The organism is Bradyrhizobium sp. CCGB12 (genome assembly GCF_024199845.1).
Lineage (GTDB): Bacteria > Pseudomonadota > Alphaproteobacteria > Rhizobiales > Xanthobacteraceae > Bradyrhizobium.
The window spans coordinates 3,615,435-3,635,948 of sequence record NZ_JANADO010000001.1 but is presented as its reverse complement, the minus strand read 5'-3'; the positions used below and the strand labels follow the sequence as shown (position 1 = coordinate 3,635,948).

The window sequence follows — 20,514 nt, the reverse complement described above, 5'->3', positions numbered from 1 at the left end:
TCCAATTCCAATTTTGGAATGCGCGTGCTAGAAACCGGTCCGAAGCAAAGCCAGTGATGGGAGGGCGTGGAATGTCTGAGGTCGCGGTGGCAGTGTTCGGCGCTGGCGCGATCGGCCGGGCCCATGTTGAAACCCTGCGCGGTCTGGACTCCTGTGCGCTCGCAGCAATCGCCGAACCTTCAGTTGCGGGAAGGGCTTACGCGGAGGGCCTCGGCGTTCCCTACTATGCGGATCCACTCGATCTGCTGCGTGAGGTGAAGCCGCAGGCAGCGGTCATCGCCACGCCGAATGCGACGCATCGGGAGCTCGCCATTGCCTGCATCGCGCGCGGCATCGTGCCGCTGGTCGAGAAGCCGATCGCGAGTACGCTGGAGGATGCGGCGGCCATCGCGGTCGCGTCCGAGCGTGCAAACCTGCCTGTCCTGGTCGGGCATCACCGGCGGCACAATCCGATCATTCGCCGCGCGCGCGCGATGATCGCCGAGGGCGCGCTCGGCCGCCTGACCAACGCGACTGTGCTCTATACCTTTTACAAGCCCGCCGGCTATTTCGAGATGGCTTGGCGGCGCGAGCCCGGCGGCGGGCCGGTGCTCATCAACCTCATTCACGAGATTGACCTGATCCGCCATCTCTGCGGCGAGATCGTATCCGTTCAGGCGATTGCGTCCAACGCGGTCCGCGGCTTCGATGTCGAGGACAGTGCCGCCGTTCTGCTGCGCCTCGCCAATGGCGCGCTGGTGACGCTGAACCTCAGCGACACCGCGGCCGCGCCCTGGAGCTGGGATCTTGCAAGCGGCGAGAGTCCGAATTATCCGCCGCAGCCCGTCGCGGTGCAGACGCATTTCCTGAGCGGCACCGAAGGCTCGCTCGCGCTGCCGACGCTCGACCATTGGCACTATGCTTCGGGCAAGAGCTGGTTCTCCCCGATCACGCGTGACAGCTTGAGGTTCGAGCGTGGCGATCCTTACCGTGCCCAGCTCGACCACCTGGCGCGGGTGGTTCGCGGCGAGGAGCGGCCGCTGATTACCGCACGCGATGGCGCGCTGACGCTGCGGGCCACAATGGCAGTTCACAAAGCCGCCAAAACCGGCCAGATAGTGCGCCCTGATCAGGAGATCGAATTGTGAATCAGGAAGCCCTGATGCTGAAAAACCCGGAATCCGGCGAGGCGCCGAGCGGCCTTCTGGAGCGCACCCTCGGCGTGCTCGAGCTGCTCGCGACCAACGCCCATGGCATGCTGCTGTTCGAGATCGCCGATTCCCTGCACATCCCGCGCAGCGCCACGCATCGCGTGCTGACCAGTCTGATCGAGCACGGCTACGTCAAGCAGGAGCGCGAGCAGGGCGCCTATCAGCTCACTGCCAAGATTGCCTCGCTTGCCTTCACCTTCCTCGCCGGCAGCGGCATCACCGATTTCGCCCAGCCGCTGCTCGATCGCCTGGCGCGGGAAAGCGGCGAGCTGGTGCGCCTGGCCATGATCGACGGGCGCGAACTCGTCTGGGTCGCCAAGGCGCAAGGTTCGCCCGCCGGGCTGCGCTACGACCCTGATATGGGACAGGTTGGCCGGCTGTCCTGCTCGGCGAGTGGTCACGCCTGGCTGTCTTGTCTCTCCGACGATGACGCACGCGCGCTCGTCGAGAAGCAAGGCTATGGATTGCGCAAGGACTATGGGCCACGTGCGCCGGAAAGCTGGCCCGCCTTGCAAAAATATCTGCGTCAGACCCGCAAGCGTGGCGTGAGCCTCTGCCTGCAAACCTATACGCCCTGGATGAACGCGTCCGCCGCACCAATCCGCCATCCCAAGACCAAGGAGGTGACCGGTGCCGTCGTCATCGCCGGCCCGCATATCCGCCTGACCGAGGAGCGGATGATCGAACTGGCGCCGGCGCTGGTTCAGACCGCGCAGGAGCTTTCGATGGCGACACTCGCCTCGCCTGGCCTCCAGGGCGGACGGCCGCACGGCAGTTTCTTCGACACGAATGCTTCCTGAACAATGTGAGTCCCGAGTACGATGCGAATCCTGATTACGGGCGGTGGTGGCTTCATTGGTGCGTGGCTGACGCGCCGTCTTGTCGATGGCGGGCATCAGCTTCGAATCTTTGAGCCGGTCGATCGTACGGCGCTGTTCAGCGCGATCGTGGGAAGCGCCGCGGCTGCGGTGGATTGGCGTCTCGGTGATATCGCCGATGCGCAAGCGGTGCGCGCGGCTGCCGAGGGATGCGATGGAATCATTCATCTGGCCGGCGTCCTGACGCCGACATGTAAGGCCGATCCCGTTCGCGGCGCGATGATCAATCTGGTTGGAACGCTGAACGTCTTCAATGCGGCGCAGGCGCTGGGCATCCGGCGCATTGTGTTCACGAGCAGCGCCGGTGTCTACGGTCCCGACGACGCCACGACGCCGCGTCCGATCACCCATTACGGCACCTTCAAGCTGGCCTGTGAGGGCAGCGCGCGAGCCTATTGGGCCGATCACGGCATCGCCAGCGTCGGCTTCCGGCCCTACATCGTCTATGGCTTCGGCCGCGAGACCGGCTCGACCGCAGGGCCATCGCTCGCCTGTCGCGCGGCAGCGCGCGGAGAGAGCTACGTGATCCCTTATGCCAGCACCGCAGGCCTCGTGTTTGTCGACGACGTGGTCGCTGCCTACGAGGCCGCATTGTTGCGCGAGCCTGACGGCGCGCACGTCTTCAACTTGCCTGGCGAGGTGGTATCGAACGACGACGTCGTGGCTGCCGTGAGGGCCGTGGTCCCGGATGCGAAGATCGGCATCGATGGTCCCGAGCTTCCTTTCGCCGAGGATATCGGAGAGGGCGATCTCAGGCGCGTGTTTCCGAACCTGTCTGCGACTTCGCTGCGGGACGGCATTCGCCGCACCATCGAGCTTTATCGGACGACGTCATGACGGTCCCGGTTCTTGGCGCTCACACGTTCGGCTTCGCCTGGGATCGCGTCGCGGAGGAAGCCGTGGCGCAACTCGCCAATGCTGGCTATCGCACCGTTCAACTGATGGCGACGCCGCCGCATTTCGATCCCTGGCGACAGGACGCCGGGCGCACGCGGCGGATCGGCGCGCTCATCGAGCGCCACGGTCTCTCCTTGCTGGCGCTCGATCTCGCCAGCAGCGACATCAATCTGGCGAGCCCGTCGGCCGACGTGGTCGATTTCGCCGTCGAGGCCTACATGTCTGCGATCGATCGTGCCGCCGAACTCGGCGCGCGCTGGATCTGCGTCGGCTCGGGACGGCGGCATGCACTGCTTGCCAAGGCGAACGATCGCCTGATGACGAGCTTTCGCGCGGCCTTTGCCCGCATCCATGATAAGGCGCAGCGCACTGGAATCCCGATCATTCTCGAAAACCATCCGCAGGGGCTTCTGGCCAGCGCGAGCGATATCGTCCGCTTCCTCGATGCCGAAGGCTATGGCGATATGCCTGTCATCTACGACGTCGCCAACGCATTTGCGATCGGTGAAGATCCGGTCGAGGGCCTGAACAGCCTGTGGCCGCGCCTTGGCATCGTTCATCTCTCCGACAGCCCGAAGGGGCAGTGGCGGCATGATCCGATCGGCACAGGCGACATCGACTTTGCGGCCATTGCCGCGCTGTTGAAGCAGCGGAGCTACGGGGGCAGGATCGTCCTCGAGATCCTGTCGGACCAGCCGCTCGCCGATCTCGAAACGGGAACTGTCAGGCTGAAAGAACAAGGGCTAGCCTTCACGCTCGGCTCTTGACCACTCCAGCCGGCGGTGCGGACATGCCATTGCGGGTGGCGCGTGTCGTGCCTGGCAGCAGACTCTCACGAAAGCGGCCGGGGGGTATCCCGACATTGCGCGAGAAGAACCGGTTGAAATAGGCCGGATCCTCATAGCCAAGGATGGCGCCGATCTCGTTCACGCTCATGTCCGAATAGAGCAGATTGCGCTTGGCCTCGGTGAGCAGGCGATCGTGGATGAGCTCGAGTGACGACCTGCCGGTGGTCACCCGGCAACAGGCATTGAGGCGAGCTGTCGTCACGCCGAGCTTGAGGGCGTAGAGGTCGAGCGGGGTGTGATCGCGATAGTGCTGCTCCACCAGCTCGCGAAAGCGCATCACCGTGTCGGCATCGCGTGCGAGGGCAAGGGGGCGGGCGCGTTCCTGCTCGCGCAGCCTGCGCACCGCCACCGCGAGCAATTGCAGATAGGCCTTGATGGCCGCGCGCCGGCCCGGCGCGGACCAGACGAATTCATGTTCGAGCGAGGCGGCCATGCCGACAAGGTCGATATCGTCGCCGATTTGGTGCGGAAGAAACCGGGCCGGGAGGTGAAAGCCGTCGACGAGTTCAGGATCGTCGTCGAGCGCGGACTGCAGGAAGGGCGGGGCCACGGTGATGGCGTAGCCGTCGGTGTCGGGCTTGAAGCGGATGGCGTGGATCGTGAGCGCGGGGATGATCACAAGCGCCGGGGGCTTCAAGTCCCATCGCTCGCCTTCGACCTCGATCGCCCCGCCGCCCTTGCTAATGACCAGGACCTGGTGATGACCCGGGTGGGCATGCGTCCGAATTGTCCAATTGTGTCGGCTGCTTCGCACCGGGATCGGCTCGATATGGAGGAACGAGGGTTCGACCTTGGCGGCGGCCTCCTCGTACAAAAAATAGTGCGGGATCATGCCGGTGGTTCCTTCTGCGGCATCGGGCGCGTGCCGTTCCCTGCGCCGCACTTTCGAAAAGTACAATGCGAAACAAGTTTCGTCCATTGGCGTCGCGGTTGAGCGCGTCTATCCAGAACGTGCGCATCCACAACGCCTGCAGCAAGCAGCGCTCCGGGATGTCGCGGGAGGGACTGCCAATGCCGGGACAGGAGCGTGATCTGTCGTGCGACGTGCTGGTCGTGGGCTCCGGCGCCGGCGGGTTGTCCACCGCGATCACCGCGCGCAAGGCTGGGCTCGATGTGATCGTCATCGAGAAGGATCAATATTTCGGTGGAACCACCGCGTTCTCCGGCGGCGTGCTCTGGATCCCCGGCAACCGTCATGCTCGCGATGCCGGAGTGTCCGATAGCCGTGAGGCGGCGCGGACCTATCTCAAGCACGAGACCGGCAACCATTTCGACGATGCGGCGATCGATGCCTTCCTCGACGCCGGCCCGCGCATGCTCGATTTCTTCGAGCGCGAGACCGAGGCGAAATTCATCCTCTCCGGCTATCCCGATTACCATCCTGATGTCGAGGGCGGCGCACAGCTCGGCCGTTCGGTGACGGCGGCGCCTTACGACGCCCGTGCGCTGGGGGACGACATCAGGCGGTTACGACCGCCGCTCGAGACGATCACCTTCATCGGGATGATGTTCAACTCGTCCAACGACGAGCTGAAGCATTTCTTCCGCGTGACGCGCTCGCTGACCTCCGCGGTCTATGTCGCGAAGCGGCTCGCCAGCCATCTCTGGGATCTCCTGCTGTATCGTCGCGGCGTCAAGATCACCAGCGGCAATGCACTCGCGGCGCGCCTCGCCAAGACGGCACTGGACCTTCGGATTCCCTTGCTCACGGCAACGCCGGCCCAGCGGCTGATCGACGAGGGTGGCACCGTGACCGGCGCGGTCGTGAGCGATGCAAGGGGGGAGTACCGGATCACGGCGCGCCGTGCGGTGGTGCTGGCGAGCGGCGGTTTCCCGCACGATACCGCGCGTATCGCCCGTGCCTATCCTCACCTTGCCAGGGGCGGCGAGCACCTGTCGCCGACGCCTGCGGCCAACACCGGCGACGGCATTCGCATGGCAGAGCAGGTCGGAGGCACCTGCGATATCCGCTTCAGCAATGCCTCGGCCTGGATGCCGGTGTCGCGCGTTCCGCTGGGGGAGCGCACCGGCGTCTTTCCCCATCTCGTCGATCGCTACAAGCCTGGGGTCATCGCCGTGAATCGGCAGGGACGCCGCTTCACCAACGAATCCGAGTCCTATCACGATGTCGGCGCGGCCATGATTGCCGATGGCGCTGGTGGCAAGGAGACCGCGGCCTGGCTCATCTGCGATCACGCGACCATCCGGAAATACGGCCTCGGCTACGCCAAGCCGGCACCGGTGCCGGTCCGGATCTTTGTGCGCAATGGCTATCTGAAGTGTGCCGCGACCCTGCGCGCACTGGCGGAGGCAGCGGGCGTCGATGCCGATAGTCTGGAAGAGACCGTGCGCGCCTATAACGAGAGCGCGGTCCAGGGGATCGACCGTGCCTTCAAGCGCGGTAGCACCGCCTTCAACCGCTATCTTGGCGACGCCGAGCACCAGCCGAACCCGAACGTCGCCGCGATCGGCGCCGGGCCATATTACGCGCTCAAGATCATCATGGGCGATCTTGGGACATTCGATGGATTGGCCACCGACGTCGTCGGCCGGGTGCTGCTTCGCGATGGCTCCGCCATACCGGGGCTCTATGCGGTCGGCAACGATCGTGCCTCGATCATGGGCGGCAACTATCCGGGCGCTGGCATCACCCTCGGGCCGATCATGACATTCGGTTACATCACCGGCCGCCATCTGGCGGGCCAGCAAGCCTGAAGGATATCCGATGACCGAACCCGCGATCGTCGATTTGCGTGTCTACACCATCCGCTTGCGCAAGATGGCCGAGTTCATCGATGTGTTCGACCGGCTCGCAATGCCGGTCCAGCTTCGTCATCTCGGCCGGCCGCTCGGAATGTTCACGAGCGCGGTCGGGCCGTTGAACCAGATCGTGCACCTCTGGGGCTTCCCCGATATGGGCGAGTTCGAGCGCCGACACGCTGCGCGCGACAAGGACCCGGATTGGCCGACTTACCTGAAGGCGTCAGAGCATCTCATCACGGCGCAGGAGAACCGGCTGATCCGCAGGATCGAGCTGCCGTCGCTGGCTGGCTCGCCGACCTGACGCGCCGGCGTCCTCAACTCCCGGAGAATTGCATGACATGGATCGATCTCACCGCAAAAATTGCGATCGTCACCGGCGGCGGTGCCGGCATCGGGCGAGGCATCGCGCGTGGTCTTGCCGCGGTCGGAGCGAATGTGGTGGTGCTCGATCGCGATGAGGCGGGAGCTTCCGTCGCGGCGGAGATTCGCCAAGGGGGAGGACAGGCAGAGTTCTTCGTCTCCGATGTCACCAGCGATGACGATGTCGCGCGCATCGCCGAGCATGTCAGGACAAAGATCGGTTCGCCCGATATTCTGGTCAATAATGCAGGCACCATGCTGCCTGGCGGTCTCGACGCCGTGAGTTTGGCTGACTGGGACAAGATTCTTGCGCTCAACCTGACCGGCTATCTGCGTTGTGCGCGAGCGTTCGGCGCGCCGATGTTGGCGCGAAAGGCGGGCGCGATCGTCCATGTCGCCTCGATCGCGGCTTCTTTTCCGCAAGGACATAGTGGCGCCTATAGCGTCAGCAAGGCAGGCGTCGTCATGTTCTCCCGTCAGCTCGCGACCGAGTGGGGACCACGCGGCGTGCGCAGCAACGTCGTCAGTCCAGGCATGATCCGCACCCCGATGACCGAAGCTATCTACCGGGCGCAAGGTGTCGAGGCCGCTCGGCAAAAGCTCGTGCCGTTGCGCAGGATCGGCCGGCCCGAAGATATCGCCGATGCGGTGGTGTTTCTGGCGAGTGAACGCGCGGGCTACATCACGGGCGAGGAGATCGTCGTCGATGGTGGCTTCACCAGAACGATGATGGGAATCGTTCCGCGACCAGGGTTTGAGGACAAGTGACAAGGAGCGCGGCGATGCTGCTGGAGGGAAAGATCGCGGTAGTCACCGGCGGCGGATCCGGGATCGGTGCGGCCATCGCACGGCTGTTCGTTGCGGAGGGCGCGAAGATCGTGATCGGCGATCTCGCCGAAAGCGGTGCGGCCCTCGCGGCGGAGCTTACCGGCGACGGTTTCTCCGTTGCGTTCCAGCGCGTCGACGTGACCGACGAGGCCGATGTTGCTGCGCTGATGCAATTTGCGACATCCCGCTTTGGCAGGCTCGACATTCTTGTCGCCAATGCCGGCATTCCCGAGCGCAAGTCGCCGATCCATGAGCTCGATCTTGCCGATTGGCGGCGCGTGATCGATGTTGATCTCACCGGCGTCGCCCTCTGCAACAAGTTTGCGGCCGGCGCCATGCTGGCGGCAGGCGGCGGGGCGATCGTCAACATGGCGTCGATCCTTGCCCATGTCGGCCAGGAGAACAGCAACGCCTATTCGGCCGCAAAGGCCGCCGTCGTCAATCTCACCCGCTCCGTCGCACTGACCTATGCAAAGCGCGGCATTCGGGTCAATTGCGTCTCGCCGGGCTATGTCGATACGCCGCTTCTTGCCAAGCTTCCCGAGGCGACCCGGCAGGCGATGCTGGTGCGCCAGCCGATCGGTCGGCTTGCACAACCCGAGGAGATTGCCGAGGTCGTTGCCTTTCTCGCCAGCGACAAGGCATCGATTATCACCGGCGCATGCATCAACGCCGACGGGGGCTATACGGCGATCTAGTCCGTTCATTTGCGCGACTGCTCCCTCTGGTGCTTGCTGAACCAAATTGGCTCGAATTGGCCCATGCTGAGTACAAGCTTTACAAATCGTTAGAGGGGTGGCGTGTGCGCCGCGTGTGTATCGGGAGATCAAACAAAATCGTAAGAGAGAACGCCCACAGCACTCGGGCTGGTCAAATCATCGGCGCGGCGGTGTGCAGAATCGCCGGTTGCAATCGGACGGCACGTTCTTGCTTGATCGCCATCAGGCGATCAAGCTTGGGGCCGAGCGTCAGCTGACTGTGATCAACGCACGGTGGATGGCGGCGAAGATTTCCTCGATCTGTTCTCCCTCGATGATCAGGGGCGGAGAGATCAGGAGCGTGTCACCGCTGCTGCGGATCAGGATGCTGTCCTCCTCATAGCAGCGGCTGGCGCATTCGCTGCCGCGCGCACCCGGCGCGCCCTCGCGCGCCTTCAGGTCGATTGCGGCGAGCAGCCCGATGTTGCGGATGTCGACGACATGCGGAAGGTCGCGCAAGGCGTGCGCATGGTTCTCCCACACCGGCGCGAGGCGGCGCGCCCGCTCGAACAGGCCGAGGTCCTGATAGACGTCGAGCGCAGCAAGACCGGCCGCGCAGGCGAGCGGATGCGCCGAATAAGTATAGCCGTGGAACAGCTCGATCGTGTTGTCCGGCCCCTGCATCAGCGCGTCGTAAACCTTGTCGCTGGTGATGACGCCGCCCATCGGCACGGCGGCGTTGGTCATGCCCTTGGCGCAGGTGATGAGATCAGGCGTCACGCCGAAAGCGTTGGCGCCGAACGCCGCACCGAGCCGACCGAAGCCAGTGATCACCTCGTCGAAGATCAGGAGAATGCCGTTCTGGTCGCAGATCTGGCGCAGCCGCTCGAGATAGCCGACCGGCGGCGGCAGCACGCCGCCCGAGCCGGTGACGGGCTCGACGATGACCGCGGCAACGGTCGAGGGATCGTGGACCTGCAGCAGCTTTGACAACTCGTCGGCGAGATGCGCGCCCCATTGCGGCTGGCCGCGCGAGAACGCGGCGTGCTCCGAATTATGCGTATGCGGGAGATGATCGACCTCCGGCAGCAGCGGGCCGAAATCCCGGCGGTGGCGGACGATTCCGCTCACTGACAGGCCGCCCCAGCCCATGCCGTGATAAGCCTTGGCGCGCGAGATGAAGCGGATGCGGCTGGCCTCGCCGCGGGCGCGGTGATAGCCGCGCGCGATCTTCAGCGCGGTGTCGACCGATTCCGAGCCGGAATTGGTGAAGAAGACATGATCGAGGCCGTCGGGCGCGATCTCGGTGATGCGCCGGGCGAGCTCGAAGGCGGCGGGATGGCTCATCTGGAACGAGGAGACGAAGTCGAGCTTCGCTGCTTGTGCCTGGATCGCTTCGACGATGCGTCTTTGCGCATGTCCCGCGTTCACGCACCACAGTCCCGCCATGCCGTCGAGAATGCGCCTGTTGTCGTCGGTGATGTAATGCATGCCCTCGGCGCCGACGAAGATGCGCGGCTTCGACTTGAACTGTCGGTTCGGCGTCATCGGCAGCCAGAACGGCTCCATGGCCTCGCGGGTGAGGGGGCTGTTGGAGGAGGCGAACGCATTCATGGTCATGACAACTCTTGTCCGTCGTTAGGCGGTCTTTGATGGGGCGGTGGAATGGGCCGGGCTGCGCTTGAGCTTCGCCGCGCCTTCGAGGTGCCTGCGCAGTAGCGCGGCGGCGGCCTCGTTCTGGCCGGCTTCGAGCTGGTCGAGAATGGCGAGATGCTCGCGGCAGTTCACGATCACGCGCTCATGGCCGAAGGTCCAGTCGTAGTTGCCGAAGCGTCGCAGCCGGTTCTGCTGCTGAACCGCGACCAGCAGGTAGCGGTTGCCTGATGCGGCCGCGAGGCCCTCGTGGAAGGCCGCGTTCATCTCGTAGAGCGCGATGCTCGCTGTGTCGCGCCACGGCATCGCCAGCATGTCCTGATGACGCTGGCGTATCTCGGCGGCCCACGTCGCATCGAGCTGGAAGCCCGGCTCGAGCAGGCCTGCGGGCTCGATCAGCAGACGGTAACGATAGCTTTCATCGCGTGCCTGCGTATCCGCAAGTGTCGGCTGAAAGCGCCAGCCATGTCCCGGCTTGCGCTGGACCGCGGCAACCTCGGCAAGCCTGGTGAGCACACGCTGCACGATCGGCCGCGTCGCATCGTAGCGCTGCATCAAGTCGCGCTCGGACACCTCATCGGGCAGCCGGCCGGCGCGGCGATCGCGCGCGATCGCGAGGAACAGCCGGTCAGTATCGTCCGGGCTCGGCTTGGGCGGCGCCTGGCGCTGGGCAGTGGTTGTCTCGGCGACGAAATAGCCGCGGCTGGCACCTGCATGCACGAGCTTGCTACGCGCCAGCAGCTTCAGCGCGGCGCGTACCGGCGTGCGCGAGACCTGGAGGCGCTCGGCCAACGCGACCTCGGCAAGCCTTGTTCCGGGCGCAAGTCCTTCACTCCGGATCAGGTTGATGATCCCGGCGGACAACTCGCGCTGGAGTCGGCTTGGGGGCGTTTTTCCCGAGGCAGATTTCAAGGCCAAAGATTTTTGTTTCATGTCATCACAAAATACATTAGGCTTCATGAGATAGCAAATGGAACTTGGCGTCCCATGGTCGAACCCTTTCCCCTCATCGAAATCTCCGGTCCTCCGCACGAGCGTGGACGTCAGTACGGACAGAAGGCGGCGAGCCGCATCAAGAAGGGGACCACGCATTACTTCGCGCAGTTGAAGGAGCTCTCGCTCGACGCGAAGGGCGTCGCCGAGCTGGTGCGTGACTATCTGCCCGTCATCGAGGGGTTCGACCCCAGCTATATCGAGGAGATGCGCGGCATTGCCGAAGGTGCCGACATTCCGTTCGAGGATGTCGTCCTGCTCAATGCCCGCACCGAGATCATCAAGCTCGCGAACCCTGCGATCCGCGCGCGCCTGAAGACGCCGGAAGATCCGGACGGTTGCACCGGCGTCGTCGTGCTGCCGCAGGCGACCGCCGATGGCCGCCTGATCCACGCCCAGAACTGGGACTGGAAGCGCGAATGCGCGGAGACGGCAGTGGTGCTGAAGGTCCGGCGCGACGACGGCCCGGATCTGATGACTTTCACTGAGGCCGGCGCGCTCGGCCGCTGCGGCTTCAATGCCGTCGGCATCGCAATCACCGCGAACTATCTCGAGAGCGATCGGGACTATCGTCAGGTCGGCGTGCCGCTGGCGCTGATCCGCCGCAAGGTCCTGGAGAACGAGCATCTGGCGCTCGCCATGCGCGCGGTCTATTGCACGAAAAAGTCGGCGGCCAACAACATGATCGTCAGCCATCGCGAGGGCGTGGCGATCGACTTCGAGTGTGCTCCGGATGAGACCTTCCAGGTGCATCCGCAGAACGGCCTTCTGGTCCACGCCAATAACTTCCTCAGCCCCGTTGCGCTCAGCAAGCTGAAGGACACCGGCATCTTCAACACGCCTGATAGTCTCTACCGCGACATTCGCGTCCGCGATCTGCTCCAGCCGCATATCGGCAGCATCACCTTCGACACCGTCAAGAATGCACTGTTCGACGAATTCGCCTATCCCTGGTCGGTCTGCCGTCCGCCACGCCGTAACCTCAGCAACAATCTCAGCGCCACCGTGGCGATGATCCTGATGGAGCCGGCAGGCGGGCTGATGCAGGTGGCGCCGCTGCCGGCGCTCAATCGCGAGTTCACCACCTACCGGCTCGAGATCGACGAGATCGGGCGCGCGGCGTTCGAGCGTTCTGCCGCGGCAGGGTCGGCGTGATGCGGCGGCGTTGCCCATCGCCGTCATGGGCGGTCGGTCTGGCCGCGCTGGCCCTGTGGGCGATGCTGGGGACGGCCGGCGCCGAAACATTATTGAGGACGCGGCTCAACGCCGATATCCGCTCGACCGATCCCGGCACCAACCGCGACGCCAACACGGATGCCGTGGTGGCGCATGTCGTCGAGGGGTTGGTCGCCTTCCGCGACGACACCTCGATCGGCCCGATGCTGGCTGACAGCTGGACCGTTTCGAACGAGGGCAAGACCTATACGTTCCGCCTGCGCCAGGGCGTCAAGTTCCACAACGGCGCAACCATGACCTCGGATGACGTGGTCTGGTCGCTGAAGCGCTGGCTGGACCCTACGACGCAATGGCGTTGCCTGTCCGAGTTCAGCGCCACCGGCATCGCGCGGATCGAGAAGATCGAGGCGCCTGATCCGCAGACCGTCGCCATTACGCTCGACCAGCCGACGGCCTTGTTCCTGCCGACCCTGGCGCGGCCCGATTGCGGCCAGACCGCGATCATCCATCGCGATTCCGTCGGCCCTGACGGCAAGTGGATCGCGCCCATCGGCACCGGTCCGTTCAAGCTCGGCGAGTGGAAGCGGGGACAGTATATGGATCTGGTCCGTTTCGACGGCTACGTCTCGCGCAGCGAGCCGCGCACCGGGTACACCGGCGCCAAGGACGTCAAGGTCGATCGTGTGCGCTTCAACGTGATCCCGGACAGCTCGGCCGCGAAAGCCGGGCTGCTCAGCGGCTCGCTCGATGTCATCATGAGCCTGTCGATCCCCGACCTCGAAGAGCTGAAGTCGCGCCCCGAAGTGCAGCTCAGCATCACGCCCGCTCTCGGCCTGACCGGCATCCTGTTCCAGACCAGAGATCCCCTGTTGAAGGACGTGCGGATCCGCCGCGCCATCGCGCTGTCCATCGACACCGCCCAGATCGTCGATGCGGTGATGCAGGGCACCGCGCGCCCCAACAATTCCGCACTGCCGATTGGCAGCCCTTTCTACGGAGAGGTGCAGTCGCATGGTTACGCACAGAACATCGCGGAGGCAAGGAAGCTGCTGCTGGAGGCCGGCTATCGCGGCCAGCCGATCAAGATGATCACCAACAAGCGCTACAGCTTCGTGTTCGACTCTTCCGTTCTGGTGCAGGCAATGGCACAGGCTGTCGGTATCAATATCGAGCTCGAGGTGATGGATTGGGCGGCGCAGCTCGACCGCTACAACCGTGGCGATTACCAGTCCATGGCCTTCGTCTATTCGGCGCGGCTCGATCCTTCCTTGAGCTTCGAGATGCTGACCGGGCCGAAGGCGACGCAGCCGCGCAAGGTCTGGGACAATCCGGAGGCGCAGGAGATGCTGCGCCAGTCGATGATAACAGACGATACCGCGAAGCGGCAGGCGCTGTTCGACGAGATGCACAAGCGCTTCATCGCCGACGTGCCGATGATCGTGCTGTTCAACGGCGCCGAGCTGACGGCGCTGCGCAAGAGCATCAAGGGCTATGCCGGTTGGCTCTATCCGGAGCCGCGGTTCTGGGGCGTCACGGTCGAGTAGGGCGGCGCCATGTTGAGTTACCTCGCAAGACGGTTGGCGATGACGATCCCGACGCTGCTGCTGGTCGCGATTGCCGTGTTTGCGCTGGTGCGGCTCATTCCGGGCGACCCGGTGCAGGTGATGCTCGGCGATGCCGCCGATCCCGCGCAGGCGGCGCAGCTCCGCGCGCAGCTTGGCCTCGACCAGCCGATCCCGGTCCAGTTCATGCACTGGATCGCAAAGCTTGCCGCCGGCGATTTTGGTCGCTCCATCACCAATGATCTCGCGGTCCTGCCGCTGATCCTCGAGCGCTTCCAGGTCAGCGCCGTCATCGTGCTGGTGGCGGTCGCTGCGGCTGCCTGCATCGCGGTCCCGGCCGGCCTCGTTGCGGCCTGGAAGCAGAACAGCCTGCTCGATCTCTCGATCGTCGGCGGGGCCACATTGCTGCTGTCGATCCCGAGCTTCTGGCTTGGCCTGCTGCTGCTGCTCCTGTTCGGCCTCAAGCTGAAATGGCTACCGGTGATCGGCTACGTGCCGTTCGCGGAGAACTACTGGCAGGCAGCGACCTTCATCGTGCTGCCGATTGCGACCTTGACCATGGTCGAGATCGGCGTGCTCACGCGCATGGCGCGCGCGGCTTCGATCGAGGTGCTCAGGCTCGAATATGTCACGCATGCGCGCGCCAAGGGCGTTCCGGAATGGCGGGTGCTTGCCCGGCATGTTCTGCCCAACGCGTTCGCGCCGACCTGGACGCTGATCGGCCTCGTGCTCGGTCATCTCCTCGGTGGCATCGCCGTGATCGAGACCGTCTTCACGCTGCCGGGCCTCGGACGGTTGCTGGTCGATTCCATTTTCGCGCGCGACTATCCGGTGGTACAGGGCTGCCTCTTGTTCACCGCCGTGATCTACGTCGTCGTCAACCTCATCGTCGACCTCTGCTATCCGCTGTTCGATCCCAGGGTGACGGTGGCATGAGGATGCGCGCCAACACCGCGATCGGCGGGTCCCTCATGGCGTTCCTCCTCGGTGCGGCCGTCACCGCGGCGTTCTGGACCCCGTTCGATCCGCTGCGCATCAATTTGCGCGCGCGGTTGCAGGCGCCGTCGTCGCTGCACTGGCTCGGCACTGACGAATTCGGACGCGACGTACTGAGCCGCATCATGGTCGGGGCCGGCGCAAGCGTGATCATCGCTTTGGTCACGGTGCTGGTCGCCGTCACTGCCGGCATGGTGATCGGCTGCGCGGCTGGTTACATCCGCGGCTGGGCCGACCGCATCATCATGGCTGTCAACGACGCCTTGCTTGCGTTTCCCGGGATTCTGCTAGCGCTGGCCGTGATGATCGTCGTCGGCGCGAACAAGGTCGGACTGATCCTGGCACTTGGGCTCGCCTACATCCCCTCGGTCGTCCGTGTGGTGCGCGGTACCGTGCTGTCGATCCGCGAGAAGGAATATGTCGAGGCCTCGCGCGTCATCGGTAATTCCGAGGTCTATTCGATGCTCCGCCACGTCATGCCGAACGCGATCGCGCCGGTTGCGGTGCTCGCGACCAGCATGTTCGGCTGGGTGCTGCTGGCCGAGAGCGCCCTGAGCTTCCTCGGCCTCGGCGTGCCGCCGCCGGCGCCGACCTGGGGCAATATGCTGGCGGCAAGCCGTCCGTTCATGGAGACGGCGGCTTGGCTCTCGATCGCGCCGGGCCTCTGCATCGCGCTGACGCTGCTCGGCATCAATCTCCTCGGCGACTCCTTGCGCGATCGCCTCGACCCCAGGATGGCGCACGGATGAGCCTGCTGGCGGTCGAAAACCTGCGCATCGAGGTCGCCGCCAGCAAGGCGGTGATCGTCGACGACGTCTCCTTCGCGGTCGAGCGTGGTGAGTTCCTCGCTGTCGTCGGCGAATCCGGCAGCGGCAAGACCGCGGCCGCTCGTGCGGTGCTCGGCCTGCTGCCACCGGGCCTGCGCAAGGCCGGCGGCCGCATCGTGCTCGACGGTGTCGATCTCGCCAATGTCTCCGCGCGCCAGATGCGGACCTTGCGCGGGCCGACCGTCGGCATGGTGTTCCAGGAGCCGATGGTCTCGCTCAATCCCGCCATCAGTGTCGGTGCGCAGATGGCGGAAGGGCTCGGCCTGCATGAGCGGCTGGGCAAGCGCGCGATCAGGCAGCGCTGCCTCGACATGCTCGCGCGCGTTCAGATCCGCGACCCCGAACGTACCTTCGACGCCTATCCGCACGAATTCTCCGGCGGGATGCGTCAGCGCATCATGCTGGCCTCGGTGATGCTGCTGAAGCCAAAGCTGCTGATCGCGGACGAGCCAACCACGGCGCTGGATACGCTGACCCAGCGCGAGGTGCTCGACCTCATGGTCGGGCTCGCGCGCGACCATGGCACCTCGGTGATGCTGATCACCCACAATCTCGGCCTCGTCTCGCGCTATGCGCAGCGCGCGCTGGTGCTGCGCCAGGGCAAGATGATCGAGACAGGCACGACGCGGCAGATCCTGTTCTCGCCGCGCGAGGCCTACACCAAACGTCTGGTCGAAGCCCTGCCGCGCCGGGGCGCCGCGTCCAAGGCGCGCCAGGGCGGCGAGCCTCTCGTCAGCGTGCGTGATCTCAAGGTCGGCTTCGCCGGGCGGCAGCGATTGTTCCGCCGTGACACCGGCGTCTCCGCCGTCAACGGCGTCGATCTCGACATCGCCGCGGGTGAGACGGTTGCGGTGGTCGGCGGCAGCGGCTCCGGCAAGACCACGCTCGGCCGAGCCATGCTGCGGCTGATCCCGACATCGGGCGGTGAGATCAGGTTCCGGGGCAGGGACGTGACGTCAACCATCGATCGCGACTTTCGTCTCGCCTCGCAGCTCGTGTTCCAGGATCCCTATTCCTCGCTCGACCCGCGCATGCGCGTCGGTGAGATCGTCGCCGAGCCGCTGCGTCATGTCCCGGAGCTGAGGACAGCCGAGCGCGACAGGCGCGTCGAGGCGATGCTGGACGAGGTCGGGCTCGTCGGCCTCGGCAAACGTTGGCCGCATGAATTGTCCGGGGGGCAGCGCCAGCGCATCGCGATCGCCCGCGCCATCGTGCGCGAGCCGGCCTTCGTCGTCGCCGACGAGCCGGTCTCGGCGCTCGACATGACCATTCAGGCGCAGGTGCTGAAATTGTTCGAGCGGCTGCAGGCGCAATACGGCTTTGCCTGCCTGTTCATCAGCCACGACCTCGCGGCGGTCGAGCAGGTCGCCGACCGCGTCGTGGTGATGCAGGGCGGCAAGATCGTCGAGCAGGGCTCGCGCGACGATGTCTTCGATCACCCCCGGCACGATTACACCAAGGCGCTGCTCGCGGCCGCGCCCGTGCTGGATTTTGCGGGGGCGGCGGAGGCGCGCGCCTCGGGCTAGACAGGATATTGGGTATGAAGCGTTTTGTGGTTGCGTTGTGTCTGATGCTTGTCTCGCTGTCCGCGGCCCGCGCCGAGAGCGTCTTGCGCAGCATGATCACCACCGACATTCGCGGCCTGATGCCGGGCAACAGCCCCGACGACAACACCGGCCTCGTGCTTCAACAGATCTATGAAGGCCTAGTCGCCTGGCGCGCCGACGGCACGGTTGCGCCGATGCTGGCGAAGGCGATCGAGACCTCGGCGGATAGCCGCACCTACACCTTCACGCTGCGCGAGGGCGTAACGTTCCACAACGGCGCGCCTCTGACCTCGCGCGAGGTGGCGTGGACCTGGGAACGCTTCCTCGATCCCAAATCCGGCTGGCCATGCCGGACCAATTTCGACGGCACGCGAAAAATCAAGATCGCCGAGATCACGACGCCATCGCCGCAGCAGGTCGTCTTCCGTCTGGCCGAGCCGACCGGCGCCTTCCTCAGCACGATGGCGCGGGCGGATTGCGACGGCACCGGCATCGCGCATCCTGACTCCGTCGGTGCGGACGGCACCTGGCAGAAGGCGATCGGCACCGGCCCGTTCAAGCTCACTGAGTGGCGCCGCGGTCAGTTCATCGAACTCGCCCGCAACGAGGCCTATGCCGCGCGCAGCGAGCCTAGCGATGGGCTCGCCGGCGTCAAGCTTGCCAAGGTCGACCGCGTCAGGTTGTCCATCGTGCCCGACACCGCGGCGGCGAAGGCGGCGATTCAGTCAGGCAATCTCGATCTCTGGCCCTCCGCCGATCCCAAATTCGCGGGCGAGCTGAAGTCGGCGGGGCTCGTGATCAGCGCGGCACCGGTCGCCTCGCTGAACGCCATCGTGATGCAGACCAACGATCCGCTGCTCAAGGACAAGCGCATCCGCGAGGCGATTGCGGCCTCGCTCGATTATCCCAGCATGAGCGATGGCCTAACTGATGGCTATGCCAAGCCGAGCACCTCGCTTGTCCCGCTGTCGAGCCGCTATTACGGCGCAGTCGAGCAGGCCGGCTACAGTCTTGATATCGCGCGCGCGACGAAGCTTCTGAAGGAGGCGGGATACAAGGGCGAGCCGATCAAGATCACCACCAATTCGCGCTTTCCCGTCATGAACGACGTCGCCGTGCTGGCACAGGCGATGGCGCAGCAAGCCGGCCTCAACCTCACCGTCGAAGTCGTCGAGTTCGCGACCCAGCTCAGCCGCTACAACAAGGGCGACTATCAGCTGATGGTGTGGAACTACACGCCGTATCTCGACCCGGCCTTCGGCCTCGACCGCTTCATCGGCGACAAGGCCACGCAGCCGGACAAGGTCTGGGGCAACGGTGCTGCGATCGATCTGCTCGGCAAGCTGATGGAGACAGTCGCGCCCGAGGCGCGGCAGCCGCTGTTCGATGCGGTCCACAAGCTGTTCGTCGACGATGCGCCGATGATCGTGTGGAGCTCCGGCGTCAATGTCTCCGCCGCCTCGCCCAAGGTGCGCGGCTACGCGCCATGGGCGGGCCGAAAACCCCGCTTCTGGAATGTCGAGCTTGTCCCATGATCTCCCTTGCCCAGCGCAGGCAGCATGCCTGGCCTGACGGTGCGCGCTGCGTCGTCGGCCTCACCCTCGATTTCGACGGCACCTCGCTGGAGCGCGGCCGCGGGCAATTGCCGCTCGGGGCCCGCTCGCACGGCCGCTACTCCGCCAAATGCGGTATTCCCCGGTTTGTCGACATGTTCATGCGGCACGACGTGCCCTGGACGTTCTACGTCTCCGGATATGACGCCGAAGAAAGCCCCGGTCTCGTCCGCGACATCTCGCGCTCCGGCATCGAGATTGGCTCGCACGGCTATTTTCACGAAGGCGTCGATCCCGGCGATGCCGAGCCGGAGCTGCTGGAACGAACGCACAAGCTGCTCACCGAGATTACCGGCCTCGCTCCGAGGGGATGGCGTTCGCCATCGGGCCACAAGACCGCGCGCACGTTGCGCAAGCTCCGCGAGCTCGGCTATGTCTACGATTCCAGCGACAAGGATTTCGACCTGCCATATCTCGCCCGCTATGACGGCGAGGAGCGCAGCGACTATGTCTGCCTGCCCAACAACACCTCGAGCTTAGATGATTTCCCGTTCTACCGCGTCAGCTACACGCCGCCGTCGGAAGTGCTGGCGCACTGGGAGCAGGAGTTCGACGCCATCTATGCCGAGGGCGGCTACTACAACCTGACCTTCCATCCGCGCGTCGGTTACGGCTCCGGCTCGCCCGCGCGCGTCGCGGCGGTCGAAGGGCTGATCAAATACGCCAAGCAGCACGAGGGCGTGCGTTTCGTCGGCATGCTGGAGCTTGCCGAATGGTGCCTGACGAATCCGTCCGACTGGCGGCGGGACTGGGGCGGACAATGAGCAAGCCGATCGTTCCCGTCGTCGTCACCGTCAACCTCCAGGGCAAGACGGTGGAGCGGACCCAGCTAGGCGAAGACGCGCTGTTCGGCCGCGCGTCTTACGGAAAATACGCCTATGCCGTCGGTTGCGAGCGGCTGTTCGGCCTGTTCGATCGCCACGGCATCAAATCCACCGTGTTCGTGCCGGGCGCGGAGGCGGAGGCCAATCCCGCCTATATCGCAGCGCTCGCCGGCCGCGGCCACGAGATCGCAGCGCACGGCTGGGCGATGGAGGAGATGGATGCGGCCGACATCGACGAGCGGGCGCTGCTGGAGCGCGCGCATGCGACGCTGTCTCAGATCGTCGGCCGTGCGCCGCGCGGCTTTCGCGCGCCGCATGGCCGGCTCACCGAACGAACGCTCGGACATCTCGCCGATCTCGGCTATCGCTATGATTCGAGCTTTCAGGACGACGACCATCCTTACGCGTTGGATGCCGATGGCGGCCGCGGCATGATCGAGGTGCCGCATGCGGAGATCCTGATCGACGCGACGCTCTACGCCCAGCGCCAGACCCATGATCGCGTCATCAAGATGTGGCGCGAGGAGATCGAGGCGATGCATCGCGAGCGCTGCCTGATCACGCTGACGCTGCATCCGCGCAGCGACTATGGCAGCGCGCGGGCGAGCCGCGTCGCGGCCCTGGACCGGTTGCTAATATGGCTCCGTAATCTCGACGGCACCTCATTTCTCACATGCCAGGAGGTCGCAGATCGAATGCATGACTAAAGGCTGCTTCTCACGCAGCAGGAGGCGGTTCGGTTCGCCGCATGCAGCCGATGATCGCCGACGGTCTCCTCGGGTCTCATATGGTTCGCGAGCCCGAACCGACGTTCAAGCTGTTCACGTGGGTCAACGAGGGCGGCGTGTTGATGGATCGCCT

Annotated in this window: 19 protein-coding genes; 16 read left to right on the top strand and 3 right to left on the bottom strand. The window is 65.0% G+C overall.

The annotated features are described in order from the left end of the window. The first annotated feature begins 71 nt into the window (after positions 1 to 71). Genes NLM27_RS17460 through NLM27_RS17445 form a run of 4 tightly spaced genes read left to right on the top strand, consistent with a single transcriptional unit; the run spans position 72 to position 3,732 of the window. Positions 72 to 1,127: a Gfo/Idh/MocA family protein gene (locus NLM27_RS17460; RefSeq protein WP_254144481.1), complete on the top strand. Its 1,056-nt coding sequence runs from the start codon at positions 72 to 74 to the stop codon at positions 1,125 to 1,127. Beyond that, complete coding sequence (locus NLM27_RS17455) at positions 1,124 to 1,990, top strand: IclR family transcriptional regulator C-terminal domain-containing protein (protein WP_254144480.1); 867 nt, start codon at positions 1,124 to 1,126, stop codon at positions 1,988 to 1,990. Before NLM27_RS17460 ends, NLM27_RS17455 begins: the two co-directional genes overlap by 4 nt. A gap of 21 nt (positions 1,991 to 2,011) precedes the next feature. Next, on the top strand, positions 2,012 to 2,905 hold the full coding sequence (locus NLM27_RS17450; protein WP_254144479.1) for an NAD(P)-dependent oxidoreductase: 894 nt from the start codon (positions 2,012 to 2,014) through the stop codon (positions 2,903 to 2,905). Further along, positions 2,902 to 3,732, top strand: coding sequence for a sugar phosphate isomerase/epimerase (locus tag NLM27_RS17445; protein WP_254144478.1), 831 nt, complete (start codon positions 2,902 to 2,904; stop codon positions 3,730 to 3,732). The genes NLM27_RS17450 and NLM27_RS17445 overlap by 4 nt, the downstream gene beginning before the upstream one ends. Here the strand turns inward: NLM27_RS17445 and NLM27_RS17440 are convergent. Further along, positions 3,716 to 4,696 (bottom strand): helix-turn-helix domain-containing protein, encoded by a 981-nt coding sequence (locus NLM27_RS17440; RefSeq protein ID WP_254144477.1) that lies wholly within the window; start codon positions 4,694 to 4,696, stop codon positions 3,716 to 3,718. The genes NLM27_RS17445 and NLM27_RS17440 overlap by 17 nt on opposite strands. Before the next feature lie 128 nt (positions 4,697 to 4,824). Between NLM27_RS17440 and NLM27_RS17435 the strand changes: the two genes are divergently transcribed. The 4 genes from NLM27_RS17435 to NLM27_RS17420 are packed head-to-tail and all read left to right on the top strand — an operon-like array spanning position 4,825 to position 8,462. Beyond that, the gene (locus NLM27_RS17435; RefSeq protein WP_254148850.1) at positions 4,825 to 6,528 is read left to right on the top strand and encodes an FAD-dependent oxidoreductase; all 1,704 of its coding nucleotides are present in this window, start codon (positions 4,825 to 4,827) and stop codon (positions 6,526 to 6,528) included. 10 nt (positions 6,529 to 6,538) lie between these two features. Beyond that, positions 6,539 to 6,877 carry an NIPSNAP family protein gene (locus tag NLM27_RS17430; RefSeq protein ID WP_254144476.1) on the top strand — a complete coding sequence of 113 codons (339 nt, stop codon included), beginning with the start codon at positions 6,539 to 6,541 and terminating at the stop codon, positions 6,875 to 6,877. 32 nt (positions 6,878 to 6,909) lie between these two features. Continuing rightward, positions 6,910 to 7,704 carry an SDR family NAD(P)-dependent oxidoreductase gene (locus NLM27_RS17425; protein WP_254144475.1) on the top strand — a complete coding sequence of 265 codons (795 nt, stop codon included), beginning with the start codon at positions 6,910 to 6,912 and terminating at the stop codon, positions 7,702 to 7,704. Between the two features lie 14 nt (positions 7,705 to 7,718). Further along, positions 7,719 to 8,462, top strand: a complete 744-nt coding sequence (locus tag NLM27_RS17420) for an SDR family NAD(P)-dependent oxidoreductase (protein ID WP_254144474.1) — start codon at positions 7,719 to 7,721, stop codon at positions 8,460 to 8,462. A gap of 270 nt (positions 8,463 to 8,732) precedes the next feature. Here the strand turns inward: NLM27_RS17420 and NLM27_RS17415 are convergent, their stop codons facing one another. Together NLM27_RS17415 and NLM27_RS17410 are read right to left on the bottom strand one after the other, a co-directional pair. Continuing rightward, positions 8,733 to 10,082, bottom strand: coding sequence for an aspartate aminotransferase family protein (locus NLM27_RS17415; protein WP_254144473.1), 1,350 nt, complete (start codon positions 10,080 to 10,082; stop codon positions 8,733 to 8,735). 18 nt (positions 10,083 to 10,100) lie between these two features. Continuing rightward, a complete protein-coding gene (locus NLM27_RS17410; protein WP_254144472.1) occupies positions 10,101 to 11,048 on the bottom strand; it encodes a GntR family transcriptional regulator in 948 nt (315 codons plus the stop codon). 54 nt (positions 11,049 to 11,102) lie between these two features. On the opposite strand from NLM27_RS17410, the gene NLM27_RS17405 reads away from it, so the two are divergent. From NLM27_RS17405 to NLM27_RS17370, 8 genes are read left to right on the top strand one after another with little or no spacing between them, the layout of a single operon-like run. Next, positions 11,103 to 12,263: a C45 family peptidase gene (locus NLM27_RS17405; protein WP_254144471.1), complete on the top strand. Its 1,161-nt coding sequence runs from the start codon at positions 11,103 to 11,105 to the stop codon at positions 12,261 to 12,263. Next, the gene (locus NLM27_RS17400; protein WP_254144470.1) at positions 12,263 to 13,828 is read left to right on the top strand and encodes an ABC transporter substrate-binding protein; all 1,566 of its coding nucleotides are present in this window, start codon (positions 12,263 to 12,265) and stop codon (positions 13,826 to 13,828) included. The genes NLM27_RS17405 and NLM27_RS17400 overlap by 1 nt, the downstream gene beginning before the upstream one ends. A gap of 9 nt (positions 13,829 to 13,837) precedes the next feature. Continuing rightward, positions 13,838 to 14,782 carry an ABC transporter permease gene (locus NLM27_RS17395; protein WP_254144469.1) on the top strand — a complete coding sequence of 315 codons (945 nt, stop codon included), beginning with the start codon at positions 13,838 to 13,840 and terminating at the stop codon, positions 14,780 to 14,782. After that, positions 14,779 to 15,591, top strand: coding sequence for an ABC transporter permease (locus NLM27_RS17390; protein ID WP_254144468.1), 813 nt, complete (start codon positions 14,779 to 14,781; stop codon positions 15,589 to 15,591). The genes NLM27_RS17395 and NLM27_RS17390 overlap by 4 nt, the downstream gene beginning before the upstream one ends. Further along, positions 15,588 to 17,195: an ABC transporter ATP-binding protein gene (locus NLM27_RS17385; RefSeq protein ID WP_254144467.1), complete on the top strand. Its 1,608-nt coding sequence runs from the start codon at positions 15,588 to 15,590 to the stop codon at positions 17,193 to 17,195. Before NLM27_RS17390 ends, NLM27_RS17385 begins: the two co-directional genes overlap by 4 nt. Positions 17,196 to 17,209: 14 nt before the next feature. Next, positions 17,210 to 18,751: an ABC transporter substrate-binding protein gene (locus tag NLM27_RS17380; protein WP_254144466.1), complete on the top strand. Its 1,542-nt coding sequence runs from the start codon at positions 17,210 to 17,212 to the stop codon at positions 18,749 to 18,751. Then, the gene (locus NLM27_RS17375; protein WP_254144465.1) at positions 18,748 to 19,593 is read left to right on the top strand and encodes a polysaccharide deacetylase family protein; all 846 of its coding nucleotides are present in this window, start codon (positions 18,748 to 18,750) and stop codon (positions 19,591 to 19,593) included. The genes NLM27_RS17380 and NLM27_RS17375 overlap by 4 nt, the downstream gene beginning before the upstream one ends. Continuing rightward, positions 19,590 to 20,360: a polysaccharide deacetylase family protein gene (locus NLM27_RS17370; RefSeq protein WP_254144464.1), complete on the top strand. Its 771-nt coding sequence runs from the start codon at positions 19,590 to 19,592 to the stop codon at positions 20,358 to 20,360. Before NLM27_RS17375 ends, NLM27_RS17370 begins: the two co-directional genes overlap by 4 nt. The last annotated feature ends 154 nt before the right edge of the window (positions 20,361 to 20,514 follow it).

Bases quoted from the DNA above. Each gene is read 5' to 3' on its own strand.
- NLM27_RS17460 (WP_254144481.1), top strand. From the start codon at position 72: ATGTCTGAGGTCGCGGTGGCAGTGTTCGGCGCTGGCGCGATCGGCCGG.
- NLM27_RS17450 (WP_254144479.1), top strand. From the start codon at position 2,012: ATGCGAATCCTGATTACGGGCGGTGGTGGCTTCATTGGTGCGTGGCTG.
- NLM27_RS17445 (WP_254144478.1), top strand. From the start codon at position 2,902: ATGACGGTCCCGGTTCTTGGCGCTCACACGTTCGGCTTCGCCTGGGAT.
- NLM27_RS17435 (WP_254148850.1), top strand. From the start codon at position 4,825: ATGCCGGGACAGGAGCGTGATCTGTCGTGCGACGTGCTGGTCGTGGGC.
- NLM27_RS17430 (WP_254144476.1), top strand. From the start codon at position 6,539: ATGACCGAACCCGCGATCGTCGATTTGCGTGTCTACACCATCCGCTTG.
- NLM27_RS17425 (WP_254144475.1), top strand. From the start codon at position 6,910: ATGACATGGATCGATCTCACCGCAAAAATTGCGATCGTCACCGGCGGC.
- NLM27_RS17420 (WP_254144474.1), top strand. From the start codon at position 7,719: ATGCTGCTGGAGGGAAAGATCGCGGTAGTCACCGGCGGCGGATCCGGG.
- NLM27_RS17415 (WP_254144473.1), bottom strand. From the start codon at position 10,082: ATGACCATGAATGCGTTCGCCTCCTCCAACAGCCCCCTCACCCGCGAG.
- NLM27_RS17410 (WP_254144472.1), bottom strand. From the start codon at position 11,048: ATGAAACAAAAATCTTTGGCCTTGAAATCTGCCTCGGGAAAAACGCCC.
- NLM27_RS17405 (WP_254144471.1), top strand. From the start codon at position 11,103: ATGGTCGAACCCTTTCCCCTCATCGAAATCTCCGGTCCTCCGCACGAG.
- NLM27_RS17400 (WP_254144470.1), top strand. From the start codon at position 12,263: ATGCGGCGGCGTTGCCCATCGCCGTCATGGGCGGTCGGTCTGGCCGCG.
- NLM27_RS17395 (WP_254144469.1), top strand. From the start codon at position 13,838: ATGTTGAGTTACCTCGCAAGACGGTTGGCGATGACGATCCCGACGCTG.
- NLM27_RS17390 (WP_254144468.1), top strand. From the start codon at position 14,779: ATGAGGATGCGCGCCAACACCGCGATCGGCGGGTCCCTCATGGCGTTC.
- NLM27_RS17385 (WP_254144467.1), top strand. From the start codon at position 15,588: ATGAGCCTGCTGGCGGTCGAAAACCTGCGCATCGAGGTCGCCGCCAGC.
- NLM27_RS17380 (WP_254144466.1), top strand. From the start codon at position 17,210: ATGAAGCGTTTTGTGGTTGCGTTGTGTCTGATGCTTGTCTCGCTGTCC.
- NLM27_RS17375 (WP_254144465.1), top strand. From the start codon at position 18,748: ATGATCTCCCTTGCCCAGCGCAGGCAGCATGCCTGGCCTGACGGTGCG.
- NLM27_RS17370 (WP_254144464.1), top strand. From the start codon at position 19,590: ATGAGCAAGCCGATCGTTCCCGTCGTCGTCACCGTCAACCTCCAGGGC.